Source organism: Propionivibrio soli, from assembly GCF_025770765.1.
Lineage (GTDB): Bacteria > Pseudomonadota > Gammaproteobacteria > Burkholderiales > Rhodocyclaceae > Propionivibrio > Propionivibrio soli.
This window is the reverse complement of sequence record NZ_JANZKY010000015.1, coordinates 144,898-158,392: the sequence shown is the minus strand read 5'-3', so window position 1 is coordinate 158,392 and position 13,495 is coordinate 144,898. Positions and strand designations below refer to the sequence as shown.

13 protein-coding genes and 1 riboswitch are annotated in these 13,495 nt (G+C 57.2%); of the genes, 4 read left to right on the top strand and 9 right to left on the bottom strand.

Features of this window, described 5'->3' with window-relative positions:
• Window positions 1-26: 26 nt before the first annotated feature.
• The 5 genes from bluB to chrA all read right to left on the bottom strand — a co-directional run bounded on the left by bluB (window position 27) and on the right by chrA (window position 4,960).
• A complete protein-coding gene (gene bluB, locus NZ453_RS17815; RefSeq protein WP_263772159.1) occupies window positions 27-809 on the bottom strand; it encodes a 5,6-dimethylbenzimidazole synthase in 783 nt (260 codons plus the stop codon).
• Between the two features lie 46 nt (window positions 810-855).
• Window positions 856-1,043: riboswitch (cobalamin riboswitch) on the bottom strand.
• Window positions 1,042-1,758 (bottom strand): 2'-5' RNA ligase family protein, encoded by a 717-nt coding sequence (locus tag NZ453_RS17810; RefSeq protein ID WP_263772157.1) that lies wholly within the window; start codon window positions 1,756-1,758, stop codon window positions 1,042-1,044. (Overlaps the previous riboswitch by 2 nt.)
• Window positions 1,759-2,073: 315 nt before the next feature.
• On the bottom strand, window positions 2,074-2,979 hold the full coding sequence (locus tag NZ453_RS17805; RefSeq protein WP_263772155.1) for an FTR1 family iron permease: 906 nt from the start codon (window positions 2,977-2,979) through the stop codon (window positions 2,074-2,076).
• Between the two features lie 24 nt (window positions 2,980-3,003).
• A complete protein-coding gene (locus NZ453_RS17800; protein ID WP_263772154.1) occupies window positions 3,004-3,333 on the bottom strand; it encodes a cupredoxin domain-containing protein in 330 nt (109 codons plus the stop codon).
• A 403-nt stretch (window positions 3,334-3,736) separates the two neighbouring features.
• On the bottom strand, window positions 3,737-4,960 hold the full coding sequence (gene chrA, locus NZ453_RS17795; RefSeq protein WP_263772153.1) for a chromate efflux transporter: 1,224 nt from the start codon (window positions 4,958-4,960) through the stop codon (window positions 3,737-3,739).
• A gap of 674 nt (window positions 4,961-5,634) precedes the next feature.
• On the opposite strand from chrA, the gene NZ453_RS17790 reads away from it, so the two are divergent.
• Window positions 5,635-5,994: a hypothetical protein gene (locus NZ453_RS17790; RefSeq protein ID WP_263772152.1), complete on the top strand. Its 360-nt coding sequence runs from the start codon at window positions 5,635-5,637 to the stop codon at window positions 5,992-5,994.
• Between the two features lie 69 nt (window positions 5,995-6,063).
• The gene (locus NZ453_RS17785; RefSeq protein WP_263772150.1) at window positions 6,064-6,324 is read left to right on the top strand and encodes a DUF2933 domain-containing protein; all 261 of its coding nucleotides are present in this window, start codon (window positions 6,064-6,066) and stop codon (window positions 6,322-6,324) included.
• 328 nt (window positions 6,325-6,652) lie between these two features.
• Here NZ453_RS17785 and NZ453_RS17775 read toward each other — a convergent pair whose 3' ends face one another.
• The gene (locus NZ453_RS17775) at window positions 6,653-7,009 is read right to left on the bottom strand and encodes a DUF305 domain-containing protein (protein WP_263772149.1); all 357 of its coding nucleotides are present in this window, start codon (window positions 7,007-7,009) and stop codon (window positions 6,653-6,655) included.
• Between the two features lie 372 nt (window positions 7,010-7,381).
• Between NZ453_RS17775 and NZ453_RS17770 the strand changes: the two genes are divergently transcribed.
• Together NZ453_RS17770 and NZ453_RS17765 are read left to right on the top strand one after the other, a co-directional pair.
• A complete protein-coding gene (locus NZ453_RS17770; protein WP_263772148.1) occupies window positions 7,382-7,708 on the top strand; it encodes a CzcE family metal-binding protein in 327 nt (108 codons plus the stop codon).
• Between the two features lie 111 nt (window positions 7,709-7,819).
• A complete protein-coding gene (locus NZ453_RS17765; RefSeq protein ID WP_338051182.1) occupies window positions 7,820-8,083 on the top strand; it encodes a CopK family periplasmic copper-binding protein in 264 nt (87 codons plus the stop codon).
• A gap of 621 nt (window positions 8,084-8,704) precedes the next feature.
• Here the strand turns inward: NZ453_RS17765 and NZ453_RS17760 are convergent.
• From NZ453_RS17760 to NZ453_RS17750, 3 genes are all read right to left on the bottom strand, one after another.
• Entirely contained in the window at window positions 8,705-9,310 is a 606-nt protein-coding gene (locus NZ453_RS17760; RefSeq protein ID WP_263772145.1) for a thiol:disulfide interchange protein DsbA/DsbL, read from the bottom strand.
• 437 nt (window positions 9,311-9,747) lie between these two features.
• The gene (locus NZ453_RS17755) at window positions 9,748-10,002 is read right to left on the bottom strand and encodes a hypothetical protein (protein ID WP_263772144.1); all 255 of its coding nucleotides are present in this window, start codon (window positions 10,000-10,002) and stop codon (window positions 9,748-9,750) included.
• Between the two features lie 351 nt (window positions 10,003-10,353).
• On the bottom strand, window positions 10,354-13,488 hold the full coding sequence (locus NZ453_RS17750) for an efflux RND transporter permease subunit (protein WP_263772143.1): 3,135 nt from the start codon (window positions 13,486-13,488) through the stop codon (window positions 10,354-10,356).
• Between the last annotated feature and the right edge of the window lie 7 nt (window positions 13,489-13,495).

The window sequence follows — 13,495 nt, the reverse complement described above, 5'->3', positions numbered from 1 at the left end:
GTTCTCCCGTGCTTACGCCGCTGCAATCAGTCGCCCGGTGATTCGGTGGATTTCTGGTATAGGGAACCGTTCGCGTCGGCTTGCAAGATGGCTTGCTCTCGCATCAGAGCCTGCACTAAAGGTCGCTTCGCGTCGCTCTGACCCCACGCCTCGAAGTAGACAAGGTCCTGAATGGGCATCCGCGGCAGCCAACCCGCAGTCTCAAGTTCGGGTTTGGCGTAGAAATGGCTGACGTAACCGACGCACAGATAGGCAATTGGCACGATTTCCTTCGGAATACCCAAAGCCGTCTGCAAATCAACCTGATTGAAGATGCTGACCCACCCGACACCTAGCCCTTCGGCGCGCGCCGCCAGCCAGAGGTTCTGAACCGCGCAGACACTGCTGTAGAGGTCCATCGTTTTCATGTGTGTGCGGCCGACGACGACTGGGCCCGTTCGCTCGCGATCACAAGTGATGCAAATCCCAACGGGCGCCTCGAGAATCCCCTCCAACTTGAGCTTCCGGTAGGTGGCCCGCTTGTCTCCTGCGAACATGTCGGCGGCTTCGGCGTGCGCTTTCTCAAACGCCGCGTGCACTCGCCGCTTCGTCGGTTCGGACTGCACGATCAGGAAGTTCCACGGCTGCATGAACCCGACCGACGGCGCATGGTGCGCGGCGGTAAGGATGCGGCTAAGGACATCGTCGGGCACGGCTTTGGGCAGAAACTGACCGCGTACATCGCGACGGGAGAAGATGGCTTGATAGATTGCGGCACGTGCTTCGGCAGTAAAGGCGTGACCGTCGTGGCTGGCTTGTTCAGTTTTCATGGCAATTCCCCTTGCTAGAAAAGTGGGCGCACGACCGGGCCTGGTCATGCGCGGGGTATCTCAGGCCGGTCTTCTGACTCGGATTCATCTGCCGTCGGCGCCTTCCCGGTACATACCAGTGGCGTGTTGCCGAAGCATCGTCCTTACAGCGTTGGGTACGTGACGGTCTTGCACCGTCTTTCCGATTCTCCTCGAGCGTTTCTTGCACGAGGCACCTGAGGCGCGGAATGATCTACGAACAAGGTATCGTTGTCAAAAACGGCCGAAGCTCTCGACGTAACCGCACCCGGCCTTCAGCGAGATTGAACTCACAAATGGAACGTAGCGGCCCCGTAATGACGGAGGCCTCGTAAGTCATTAGCGAAATCTGGCGTACGTCCAGTTGCCGCGCAAAAACATCGGGACACGCCGCTAGGCGCTGCATGACCTGGGCGACTGGAATGCGTCGCCGGTAAAGTCCGAACGTGATGTGTGGAACGAACTCAAAATCCGGTTCCGCCGGTTCCAGTCCGATCAAGGCATCCCTGATCTGTGCGATGCCGCCTTCCTCGTCTTGAACAGACAAGTAGGCGGCCGAGGGAAAGGTTGCTGGCCTACCCACCGTCACCCTGAACGGAGGGATTTGAGCCTGCACCAATGCCTCGATGTGGCATGCGAAATGCGCAGGGGAATAGTCGTCGTCGAACACCGGAGCGGGTGTGGGAAAACCACAGGCACGCAACGTGATGTGCGGTTGCCGTTCGTATCCTGGAAGCAGGCAATCACCGAGCACATGACGCAAACGTGAAGTCATCGCCCGCAGTGGAGCGCAATCCACGTCGATACCCCAAACGGCATAGCGTCGACGGCCTTTTCGCCAGTCGACGAAATCCGCGTGAATGCTCGCGGAGGTCAACGGCGTATCCTGCTCCGCCTCGGGAGCATGGCAAAGCGAGTCATCGAAGTTCATCGCCCTGCATTGTACGTTTCGTGTGTCGAGCTGAAGAAAGAACCGCGTCCCGTTCGAAGAGTGTCCTCAGCAGGTGAGTTGTATAGGCCGCTTCGTTTATGCAAACCCTTGGTAACCTACTTTAGTAGCTCATGGCTCGCGACGTCTTATGCGTTGGGGTGCCAGGTTGCCAGCCAAAACCGCCATTCACAGCGTAATGATAGAAAGGCTGCTGCTCAGCGCATTACCGACGTTTCCAAACTGCCAAAGAAACAGCGAGCGGAAGTTTCGGCAACGGCTACCAACGCTCTTAATCACATCAATGGCGCTGCTGAACTAGTCGTTTTCTTCGTACGTAGGATAGCCCTTGGCGTTGGTTGCTCTTCTTGCCAACGATTCACGCCAGTTTTTTGAATCAGCCTTCTTTGCTCCTTGCCGAACGCGGGTTTGCGCGTAACGCATCCCGATGGCAATGGCGAATAACACCGTCAAATAGAACACCAGCTGCATGCCCGCCGGTTGGGCCTCGTAGCCGACGAGGCCATGCAGCAACGTCCCGGCCGCCGTCGTCTGCGACAAGTACCCGGAGGTATCCCAAATCGGAGCGCCAAGACTCGGCAGCAGATCCGCCTGGACCAGGAAGCGAGCCGCTTGTGACGCCATGCTGGCTGCCAGTAGCAGCACAAAGAGGCTGGTGATCGAGAAGAACCAGCGCAAGGGAATGCGTAAAAGCCCTGCGTAAAGCAAAGCACCAACCAGCAATCCTGCCCCGAGACCGCTCAGCCCCCCGCTAATCGTCGTGCGCAGACCTTCTTCACTGCTGGCCGCCAGTCCGTAGAGAAAAAGCACCGTTTCCGAGCCCTCACGCAGCACCGCAAGCGCGACGACGATGAAAATCAGCGAGCGTTCGCGGGTGCCGCCGTTGATTTCGCTCGCGGTATTCAGCGCTTGTGCCGCCATTTCACGGCCATGAACCGACATCCAGATGTTGTGCCACGCCAACATCCCCACGGCGAGCGTCAAGATGGCGGCATTGAACAGTTCCTGGCCCATCCCGCTCGCCATCTCGGAAATGGCCTCCATGCCCATGGCTACGAACCCCGCACCGGCGATGCCAGCGAAGATGCCACCAAGGATCCAGCGACCCCGCCAAGGAATTCCTCGCGTAGCCGCCGCCATGATGCTGATGATCAGTGACGCTTCCAGCGATTCACGAAAGACGATGAGAGCTGCGGCGAACATGCGGAGGCCTGACAAACTGACGCGTCATTCGACGATGATCACGCCTTGGGCGGCGGCGTCATTCTCGTGGTACTCCTCGACGAAAGGATAACGGCCTGGTTTCAAAGGGCCGATATTGACCGTGCCCGTCGACTTGGCGGGAATCACCTTCTCACGGTTGAGCGGCTTGCTCTCGAACTCGGCGGGGGTGGCGTCTTTGTTCACCACGAGCAACTTGATCTTCTTTCCGGCAGGGATGGTGATTTCCTTCGGATCGAACGCATGGTCCTTAATTGTTAACGTGATCTCGTCCCCGGCGGCCACCGCGGCAGTGGCGACGGACAACATCAATACAAGCGATATCAGCGATTTCATCCTTGCTCCTTGTAGTCTGTTACGGAATGATAATCGTTCGCAATAACAAGGTAAAGACCGCCTGCCTGAAAGTCTTCATCTGGTCTCTTCTATTTCGGCTTCAGCCCAACGTCCGTAAGGATTGGCCATGGAAGTAGCGTTCAGTCCCGCCACAGCAAAGGGATTGGACGTAAGCAGTATCACGCCGAAGAGAGGATCTTGGATTCGCTAAGCGAGGCGTATGGGGGCAATGCGGTCGAGGAGCGAGGTCTGCGGATGTGGCGAACTCAAACGCTGAGGCCACCGCACTACACAAGCAAGTCAGCCACTCTGCGAAATTTGGTGACGAATACGAGTCCTGGATTGTTCTCAGACGTCTTCACGACCAGCAGCATACGGAGCAAGATTAATGTGGTCTCAAGAATCAGGGAGCCAATAGCCCTCCTCCAAGTCCGGCCAGCCCAACAACGAACACCGGCGAAACTCTCCCGAAGGCCAGCATGCCATAGGCAGCTAGTGCCAAAGCGAGATCTGCTCTCGAATGAATGGCGCTCGTCCAGACTGGGTCATAAAGCGCCGCGCCGAGAATGCCTACTACGGCCGCGTTGATGCCGCTCATCGCTTGTCGGATACCGTCAAGCTGACGCAAGCTTTCCCAATAGGGTAACGCGCCAGCCACCAGTAGAAAGGAAGGAAGAAAAATGGCCAACAACAACACAATCCCGCCAATCCAACCACCTAGCGGAACAGGCATTGCCGCACCAAGAAAGGCTGCGAAGGTAAACAACGGGCCTGGCACGGCTTGCGCTGCGCCATAGCCGGCCAAGAACGTGTCATTGCTAACCCACCCGGGTGGCACAACGCTCGCCTGCAACAAGGGTAGGACGACGTGCCCGCCGCCAAACACCAGTGAACCCGCCTGATAAAAGCCCGAAACTCCCGAAACTACCATTGAGTTGCACAGCGCGGCCAGTGCCGGCAAACCAAGCAACAGTGCACCGAACAGTGCCAGCAAAACGGCGCCGGTTGTCCGGCTGACTCCATAGTTCCGATGCTCCGTCGTCGGGATATGTTCAGCCGATATCAGAGACCACCCGATGATTCCACCGAGCGTGATCGCGAGAATTTGGCTGAACGATAATGGCAAAGTCAGCACGAGCATGGCAGAAGCGATAGCGATACCCCCACGAAGGCGGTCCGGACAGAGCGACTTCGCCATACCCCAGACGGCTTGCGCGACGACCGCAACAGCCATGACTTTCAGGCCATGAATGACGCCGGATTGCGCCAATCCGGCCCAATGGACCACACCAAAGGCAAAGAGGATGAGCGCGATAGCGGATGGCAGAGTAAAACCGAGCCAAGCCGCCGCAGCCCCCAGCCACCCCGCTCGCCCCAACCCTAAACCCATACCAACTTGACTGCTGGCAGGGCCCGGCAGGAACTGGCACAACGCCACCAAGTCGGAGTAGCTGTTGTCGTCCAACCATCGACGGCGTTCGACAAACTCGGCACGGAAGTAGCCCAAATGGGCGATGGGACCGCCAAAGGACGTGAGGCCGAGTCTCAGGAAAATGGTGAGTACTTCAACTGGGCTTCCTTGTCTGTTTTCCGTGTCCCGGGCACCGGGCGCAACATCGTGTGTCATGAGGATTTGTGTAGTTAAGCAGCAGAAGGTTAAAGGGGCATGGCCGCCACGTCCGTCAGAGCATCTCTGGCAACGAGGATATATCAGCGTGGCAACGGAACATCATCAACAGAGTTAAACCTGAGCAAGAGTTACGGCGATAGACATTCCACCGTAAACGGCGGGACCAAAACTTAGCTCAGCACCAGCCAAACAGATAGCGCCCGCCGATTTCGGGAATAACCGTGACGGTACCCGGCAGGCTAGTACGCTGCAAAAGCGCCGGTGATTCTGCTTAGCTCCAAGTCATTTCGCCACCGTTCAAGCCGACAGGGCCACTCCGACCCGAGTTCAACCAACGACTGCGTTTAGCCCCGTATCGCATACCCCATCAGCATGCTGGTAGAGCTTGGACAGAACCGCCCATGACGGCCCAGAGGGCACCCAGTGCCTTTGCGCCAAAGAACTATCGATAAGACATCCGAATCGACCAGCAACGCGATGGAGCAGGAAGAGAAGGAAATGGAATGTCTGATGAAAACTCCTCGATTGTTAAGCCCCATCTTGCTAGATGGTTGGAGATAAGAACCTTGAATCGAAGCTGACATAAATGTAATCACTCCGTCAGGTCATTGTTGGGGGACGTGTACCAAACTGCATATACACGAAGACCCTAACCACCACGGAGAACGGATATGTCAAACGCACGCAGACTTATTGTTCCACTGCTTCTATGGAGTCTTGGCGCGGCTGTTCAAGCAGCTCCTTCCGTTACGACTTCTGATGCCGAGCATGAGCAACACCACGCTGCCGCGGCGGCGGTCCCACCGACTCTCGAATCGAGCGCCGCGCTGCCGAAGGCAACGCCGGCTACCGATTCATTGCAAGAAGAGGCGGCCAAGAGAATTGGCGAGAAAGCTGACGCGGGCACCGATGTTCGTAATCCGGCCATGCAAAGTGGAATGCCAATGATGCAAGCGATGCATGCGCGGGGCGCAATGCCTGGCATGGCGGGAGACATGATGACCACGATGATGAAAGACGATTGCATGTAAGCGCCGTACGACAGACGTCGCCTACGGTTAACGATTACAAAACAAGCAAGCTCACAAAGGAGATCCGCCATGCGTAACGACACTCACTCAACTTCAACCTTCTGGCGCTCGCGCACGGGCACGGCGCTCTTGGTTCTCGGCGCGTTGGCGCTGTTCGTTTTCCTCGTCGAACATCGGGTCCATGCGCTGGGGTATCTTCCTTATCTGTTCCTTCTGATCTGTCCGCTGATGCACTTCTTCATGCACCGCGGTCACGGCCACGAGCATGCGCAACATCAGCATTCCAACGATCACAGGGAACCACCAGAGGAGAATCGCAATGTTCGCTGACAATGCTCCGGCTTACGGTCTTTGGGGCTTGGTTTTCCTGAACGCAGCCATTTTTGTCGGGTTTCTTTAAGCCGCAAACCACGCGCGACTGGCGGCCTGGCCACTCCAGTCGTTCTCTGGGCGGGTGCGCCTTTTTTTATGCGGAGCACGGTCCGTCATCACACGTCAACCGAACATGTGGACGCTAATCGGACTTGGCGTAGGCGCCGCCTATGCTACAACGCGGCTGCTGCGCTCGTTCCTGACATGTTTCCCGCGTCCTTTCGGACCGGGGGCCACGTAGCGCGGGTACTTCGAAGCGGTCGCCATCATTGTTTCCTTGGCGTGCTCAAGGCGCGTTTTTCAGCCATTTGTCGAAAGCTTCGATTTCCTTCTTCTGGTCTTCGATGATCTTCTTCGCCATGCGCTTTAGTTGCGCCGACTTACCGTGCTCAACTTCCACGCGTGCCATGTCGACCGCCTGTTGGTGATGCATTTTCATCATCGTGGCGAAGTCCTTGTCGACGTCCCCTGTGGATTTCATCTGCTGCATTTGTTCCATGCCTTTCATCATGGAATGACTGAGTTCGTCCGTTTCCTTGGAACCCACTGCTTCTTGGGCGAACACTGGGTTTATTGCTAATGCCATAAGGCAAACGGTGGCCCATTGCCGTGTTGATTTGACGGTTGCGTAATCGTGAGTCATGGAGGGCTCCTACAGGAGTGTCGAAAAACCGCCGGCATCAACGAGCCAAGGAAAGTTTCCGTCGTGTCAGGCGGATAGAACGCAGACGCGTTACGTTCGCTATGCAGCCATTCATCGGCAAGAACCATTCCTTCTCCAGTACGCGGAGAACACGCCTCTCACTGCCAAGAAATCGGTAGTACGCCATCATTGATCCAATTAGCGCGCACCGAGAGGAAACCACTTCTCCGACACGCTATACCCACGACCGCGAAGCCCTGACGCGTTTGTAATTTCCTGTTCACCGTCCCGTTGGTCTTCGCTCCTTAAGATGATCCTCACGATCTGACGATAAGCGGCAGACGCGAAACCCCATCAACTTAGGAGACATGCATGAATACCAGTTTCACGAGATTTGCCTTGATCGCCGGCCTTTGCGTAGCAGGTACCGCTACCGCTTATGCAGCGATCGATACGAGTTTCGGACAAGCGAGCGTTGCCGTATCCCGCGCGCGTACCGTAACCGTCGATAGTCAGACCAAATACATAAACGTCGAGCGTGGAGAAACAGTGACGATCAATGCCGGCGGCAAAACGGTTACCTGGAAGTTCGACACGCCGTATCAGGGCAGTATCGCCTTCCCTCTATCCAAGATCGTACCGGAGGCAGGCGGTACCACCGTCTATGTTTCGCAGCCCTACCTCGGAAGCATCCAGTGAGAGTCGGCCGGCGGCGCGCTCCCAAGCCGCTGGCGCCAACCTCAAAAACGGGAGCATAAACCCCAGTTTTAGATGAACCACTGAAGGAGAAATGAAATGCTGAAGAGAATCATGATTGCCGCCGCGATCGGCGCCATTGCCAGCTCAACCTTTGCTGCAGACGCGGCGCACACGGCGGCGAACCAGACGCTTGAGTTGAAGAACGGTTCGACGGTGTACATCTTCCCCGATGGAAAGATGGCGATGGAGGGCGTGACAGGAAGAGTTGAACGGATGAAACCTGGCGACGTGATGGAAACCAAGGACGGGAAAAAAATCGTCATGGTGGGCGATGAAGTGATGAAACTGGATTCGCTGAAATACATCAGTCGTTGACGGTGCATGCGGCCCGCTCAGCGTGGCCGCCGTATAGGAAACGCGGTTTAGCCGCTTCCTCTCTCGATTCCTCTGGACGAGGCCAACGACATGATCGCTCTGCGTGCGAAGCACAAAGTTACGACATGACAAGACGAGTCGAACACTACGTTGGACGGATGGTAAGGCTTAATTCCCGGTTGTTCGAAGTAATCTCTCAACGCGCTCGCACGCACGGGGTTCGCTTGGACAACTACTTCTTGGTTGCTCGAGCGACGGGTCAGGTGCGCCGCTTAATCTGCTACGGCTCAAACCTTCGCCTCGCGGTCAGCCCAGCGGACGTCGTCATAATCTGACTGCTGTTCGCCCCATTGGCCGTCCGGACAGCCACGACCACACTGACAAACCGATGAAATCGTCGGATTCTCGCGAGCTTTCCTGTCCGGTCAAATCAAAGGGCGCGCGCGTTATCCCGGCAGCCATCGGCGTCTCAGGCATCCCACTTCGTTGGCACGTAACGTTTATTGCGCCTCTGCGCTTACGGTGGGACAGCAGAGCCTATGCCCGCGGGCGTGACCGCGATAAAGAAGGTGACCAGGCGATCCGGGGAGAGTACGGCAGATCGCTTGGGCCAGGAATGCGCTATTTCTTTGCCGACACACGCTCGGCTCGCGCTTTGGCGACGAGTTGATCGGCAACCGACAACATTTGCGGGTAGCTCGTGATGCCGGGGCCGCCAACCAGGAATCGCCCATCCACGACGAGAACGGGAACACCAGGAAGATTTGCTTGCTCAACCAGCTTGTCGCTGCGGGCAATACGCGACGTCACGGAAAATGAACTGGACGCTTCGCTGAATTTCTTCTGGTCGATGCCTTGCGCCGCAACCCAGGCGGTCACGCTCTTTTCATCGATCAGTTTGACGCGATCTTTATGAATTGCGTTGAAGACGGCCGAGTCAAGGCGCTTTTCCTCTCCAATCGCTTCGAGGGCATAGAATAGTTTGGCGGTGAGCAGATAGAACGGGCTATCGAAGCTTACAGCCTCCTTGCGGAAATATACGTCGCTAGGCAGTTTGGCCGCCCATTCGGCGATAAACGGGTTAAGCGCGTTGCAGTGTGGGCATGCGTATGAGAAAAATTCGATCATTTCGATCTTGTCCGGCGCTTCTTTCGGCAACGCGGACGGGAGCATCGAATACTCCCGACCCAATTGTTGTGCTCCAACGGGAGCCGAAACAAACGCCATGACGACTCCGGTTATGGCCAGCCATCCTGCAAGGAATTTTTCACCTAAGGTACCTTTTGATCTATTTGTTGATAACCCGGCCGCTCTGATGGGCCCTATGTCCGCGGGCGGTCCCCTCAAAGGAACGAGAGCATGCGTCCGTGCGCCGTTGCTAGAGAGCGATCGCTGTCAGAGCCATGACTGAAGAATTGTCGCCACGTCATGCCGATCAATAAAGAGAGGGCCTGCGTAGGATGTTGCGCTTGCTTCAAAATTGGTCGTACCCGACTCCGTGGCCTCGTGCACAACGCCAGGGGCGCTGCTTCCAATCGAACGGCTCGCGAGATCTGGCTCCGCCTAATACGCTGTACCGACCCGCCAGAACAGTGGGCGAAAGACTCAGGTAGTGCCGGAGTCTGAGCTGCCGTTACGCTGGAGCAGCGCCGTCTTCGGCACTGTCACTTTCCGTCGCGCGGGTGGTAATGCTTACTGGCTGGCGGTATTGCCGAGGTTTTCTTGTCCTTGGCGGCTTCCATCTTTTGCGGAGCACCGGTCTTCTCCTGCATGTGTGAGTGCATTGTCATCGGTGCACTAGCCGCCTCGGGCTTTTCAGCCTTCTCCGCTTTGTCCGTATCCGCGGCAGCAAAGACATTCAGCGACAGGGCAAGGGCTCCGGCAAAAAGACCCGACAAGACATACGATTTCTGCTTCATGACATATCTCCAAAAGATTTTGTGGAACAACACGGAACGCCCTGGTATGAGGCGCAGAATGGAGTATGGGTCGCCTCCCCTGTCATTGAAGTGAACGGAGGATTACAAAATGGACAGCTTCGATACGCCAGGAGTTGGGGGGCATCGCGCCGACTACGACGGGCTCGACGGCGGAGCCCAGAGAACCCATCAGCTTTCTTCGAGAGCCTGAAGGAGCGATGCCCGTGATGCGCGGAAGCAAACGATGCTGAAGGTGTTGCGGTTTTTCTGGCTGGCTTGCTCACAATCGGTATACGCGGATTGCGTCTTACGGGACCGCGGCATCATCACGGTCCCGTATTTTCTCGAGGCTTAGCTCTCGAGGCCGCGCTTTAGCCTCCATTGTTTGACCAGCGCGTAGATCGCGGGAATCACGGCAAGCGTGAGGATCGTCGAGGAAACCATACCGCCGACCATCGGCGCGGCGATCCTGCTCATGACTTCCGACCCGGTTCCCGTTCCCCACATGATCGGCAGCAGACCTGCCATGATGGCCACTACCGTCATCATCTTCGGGCGCACGCGTTCCACCGCGCCCTCCATGATCGCTTCGTAGAGATCCGCCACAGCCGGAACCCGTTTGTCCGCAACGCACTTGGCTTTGATTTCTTCCCAAGCGTGATCGAGGTAGATGAGCATGACGACGCCTGTTTCTGCCGCGACACCAGCCAGCGCGATGAAACCGACAGCGACGGCAACGCTCATGTTGTAACCCAGCGCCCACATCAGCCAGATACCTCCCACCAGAGCGAAGGGTACGGACAGCATCACGATCAGCGTTTCGGTCATGCGCCGGAAGTTCATGAACAGAAGCAAAAAGATGACAAGCAAGGTCACAGGAACGACAACCTTCATCTTCTCAATCGCGCGTTCCATATTCTCGAACTGGCCGCTCCACGTGATGTAATAACCCGACGGAAACTTCACCTTTTCGGACACCGCCTGCTTCGCGCGCGCTACGTAGCCCCCCAGGTCGCTGTCACGGGTATCGACATAGATGTACGCCGAAAGCAGCGCGTTCTCGGTGCGTATGCCAGGAGTCCCTTTAGCTACCTCGACCTTGGCCACCTGTCCGAGCGGGATCATGCCGCTCCCCATCGTCGGCACCAGAACTTCACGGGCGATCAACTGAGGATCCGAACGCAATTCACGCGGGTACCTTACCGTCACCCCGTAACGCTCGCGCCCCTCCACCGTCGTGGTTACCATCTCGCCACCCAGCGCTGTTCCAATCACATCCTGCAGCTCGCCAACCGAGAGCCCGTAACGTGCAAGCTGGGTACGATCCGGCTCAATATTGAGGTAGAAGCCACCGGTAATACGTTCGGCAAAAGCGCTCGATGTTCCAGGCACGTCCTTGACGGCCGCCTCGATCTCCTTCGCGAGACGTTCCATCTCGTTCAAGTCCTTGCCGAAAACCTTGATGCCGATCGGCGTGCGGATGCCGGTGGAGAGCATGTCGATCCGCGCCTTGATGGGCATCGTCCAGGCGTTCGAAACCCCTGGAAACTGCATGGCTTTGTCCATTTCGGCGACAAGCTTGTCGATCGTCATTCCCGGCCGCCATTCCGCTTCAGGCTTCAGGTTGATGACTGTCTCGAACATCTCCGTCGGCGCCGGGTCGGTCGCTGTGTTCGCCCTGCCCGCCTTGCCGTACACCGACTCCACTTCCGGGAAGCTCTTGATGATTTTGTTCTGCGTCTGCAGTAACTCAGCGGCCTTGGTAATCGACATGCCGGGGAGCGAAGCCGGCATATAGAGCAGCGTGCCCTCGTTTAGCGTCGGCATGAACTCCGATCCCAACTTGGATGCCGGATAGATCGTGACGCCAAGCGCCACCAGCGCCAGCGCGATAGTCAGTTTCTTCCAGCGCATAACGGCACTGATAATCGGTCGATAGAGCCAGATCAGAAAGCGATTAACCGGGTTCTTGGCTTCGGGCATGATCTTGCCGCGGATGAAGAACAGCATCAGTACTGGCACGAGCGTCACCGAAAGAAAGGCGGCACCGGCCATCGAGAAGGTCTTCGTGTAGGCGAGCGGCGAAAACAGCCGTCCCTCCTGTCCCTCGAGGCTGAACACCGGCAGGAATGAAACGGTGATGATCAAGAGCGAGAAGAAGAGTGCCGGACCGACCTCTTGGCAGGCTTCGATCATAGCCCGTGCTCGGGCCGCATTCGTATGCTGTTCAGGTAGCCGTTCCAGGTGTTTGTGCGCGTTCTCGATCATGACGATCGCCGCATCGATCATGGCACCGATGGCGATGGCAATGCCGCCCAAACTCATCAAATTCGAGTTCATGCCGAGCAGCCGCATGGCAATGAATGCCATCAGGATACCGACCGGCAGCATAAGGATAGCGACCAACGCGCTGCGCACGTGCAAGAGAAACACGATGCACACCAGGGCAACAATGATCGATTCTTCGACCAGCGTATGCTTCAATGTGTCGATGGCGCGGTGAATCAGATCGGCACGATCATAAACCGGGACAACGCTCACCCCCTCCGGCAAACCGGCGGAGACGTCCTTGATCTTCTCTTTGAGGTTGTGGATGACCTCAAGCGCGTTCTCGCCGTAACGTGCCATGGCGATGCCGGAAACGACTTCGCCCTCGCCGTTGAGTTCGGTCAGACCCCGGCGCTCATCGGGCACCAGCTCAACGCGGCCGACGTCTCGGACCAGCACCGGAACGCCTTTCTCGCTCTTGACGACCAGATTCTCAATGTCCGCTATGCCGCGCAGATACCCTTTGCCGCGGACCATGTATTCGGTCTCCGCCATTTCGACGGCACGGCCACCGACGTCACGATTCGAATCGCGGATGACCTGCGCGACTTTCATCAGCGGTATGCCATATGCGCGCAGCTTCACGGGGTCGACGGTCACTTGGTACGTTTGCACGAAACCGCCGATAGAGGCGACTTCGGACACGCCATGCGCCTTGGTCAGCTGATAGCGAACGAACCAGTCCTGGATCGAGCGCAATTCGGCGAGCGTCTTGTCCTTGGCCAGCAACGCGTATTGATAGACCCACCCGACCCCTGTGGCGTCGGGCCCAATCTGCGGTGTGACGCCCTTCGGCATGCGTCCAGAGGCAAAGTTGAGGTATTCGAGGACACGCGAACGCGCCCAATAGATGTCGGTTCCATCCTCGAAGATGATGTAGACGAAGGAGGCGCCGAAGAAGGAGAACCCGCGCACAACCTTCGACTTTGGAACCGAAAGCATCGCTGTCGTCAGCGGGTACGTAATCTGGTCCTCGACCACTTGTGGGGCTTGCCCGGGGTACTCGGTGTAGACAATGACCTGGACGTCGGAGAGGTCCGGCAAGGCGTCAAGTGGCGTACGCAGGACGGCGAAGACTCCGCCCAAAATGATAAACAAGGTGGCGAGCAGGACCAGGGCGCGGTTCTTCCCCGACCATTCAATTATTCTGGCGAGCATGACGAGT

Coding starts and splice junctions, on each gene's coding strand:
- NZ453_RS17750 (WP_263772143.1), bottom strand. CDS start 13,488: ATGCTCGCCAGAATAATTGAATGGTCGGGGAAGAACCGCGCCCTGGTC.
- NZ453_RS17800 (WP_263772154.1), bottom strand. CDS start 3,333: ATGAAATCGCTGATATCGCTTGTATTGATGTTGTCCGTCGCCACTGCC.
- NZ453_RS17755 (WP_263772144.1), bottom strand. CDS start 10,002: ATGAAGCAGAAATCGTATGTCTTGTCGGGTCTTTTTGCCGGAGCCCTT.
- NZ453_RS17810 (WP_263772157.1), bottom strand. CDS start 1,758: ATGAACTTCGATGACTCGCTTTGCCATGCTCCCGAGGCGGAGCAGGAT.
- bluB (WP_263772159.1), bottom strand. CDS start 809: ATGAAAACTGAACAAGCCAGCCACGACGGTCACGCCTTTACTGCCGAA.
- NZ453_RS17770 (WP_263772148.1), top strand. CDS start 7,382: ATGAATACCAGTTTCACGAGATTTGCCTTGATCGCCGGCCTTTGCGTA.
- chrA (WP_263772153.1), bottom strand. CDS start 4,960: ATGACACACGATGTTGCGCCCGGTGCCCGGGACACGGAAAACAGACAA.
- NZ453_RS17790 (WP_263772152.1), top strand. CDS start 5,635: ATGTCAAACGCACGCAGACTTATTGTTCCACTGCTTCTATGGAGTCTT.
- NZ453_RS17765 (WP_338051182.1), top strand. CDS start 7,820: ATGATTGCCGCCGCGATCGGCGCCATTGCCAGCTCAACCTTTGCTGCA.
- NZ453_RS17760 (WP_263772145.1), bottom strand. CDS start 9,310: ATGGCGTTTGTTTCGGCTCCCGTTGGAGCACAACAATTGGGTCGGGAG.
- NZ453_RS17805 (WP_263772155.1), bottom strand. CDS start 2,979: ATGTTCGCCGCAGCTCTCATCGTCTTTCGTGAATCGCTGGAAGCGTCA.
- NZ453_RS17775 (WP_263772149.1), bottom strand. CDS start 7,009: ATGACTCACGATTACGCAACCGTCAAATCAACACGGCAATGGGCCACC.
- NZ453_RS17785 (WP_263772150.1), top strand. CDS start 6,064: ATGCGTAACGACACTCACTCAACTTCAACCTTCTGGCGCTCGCGCACG.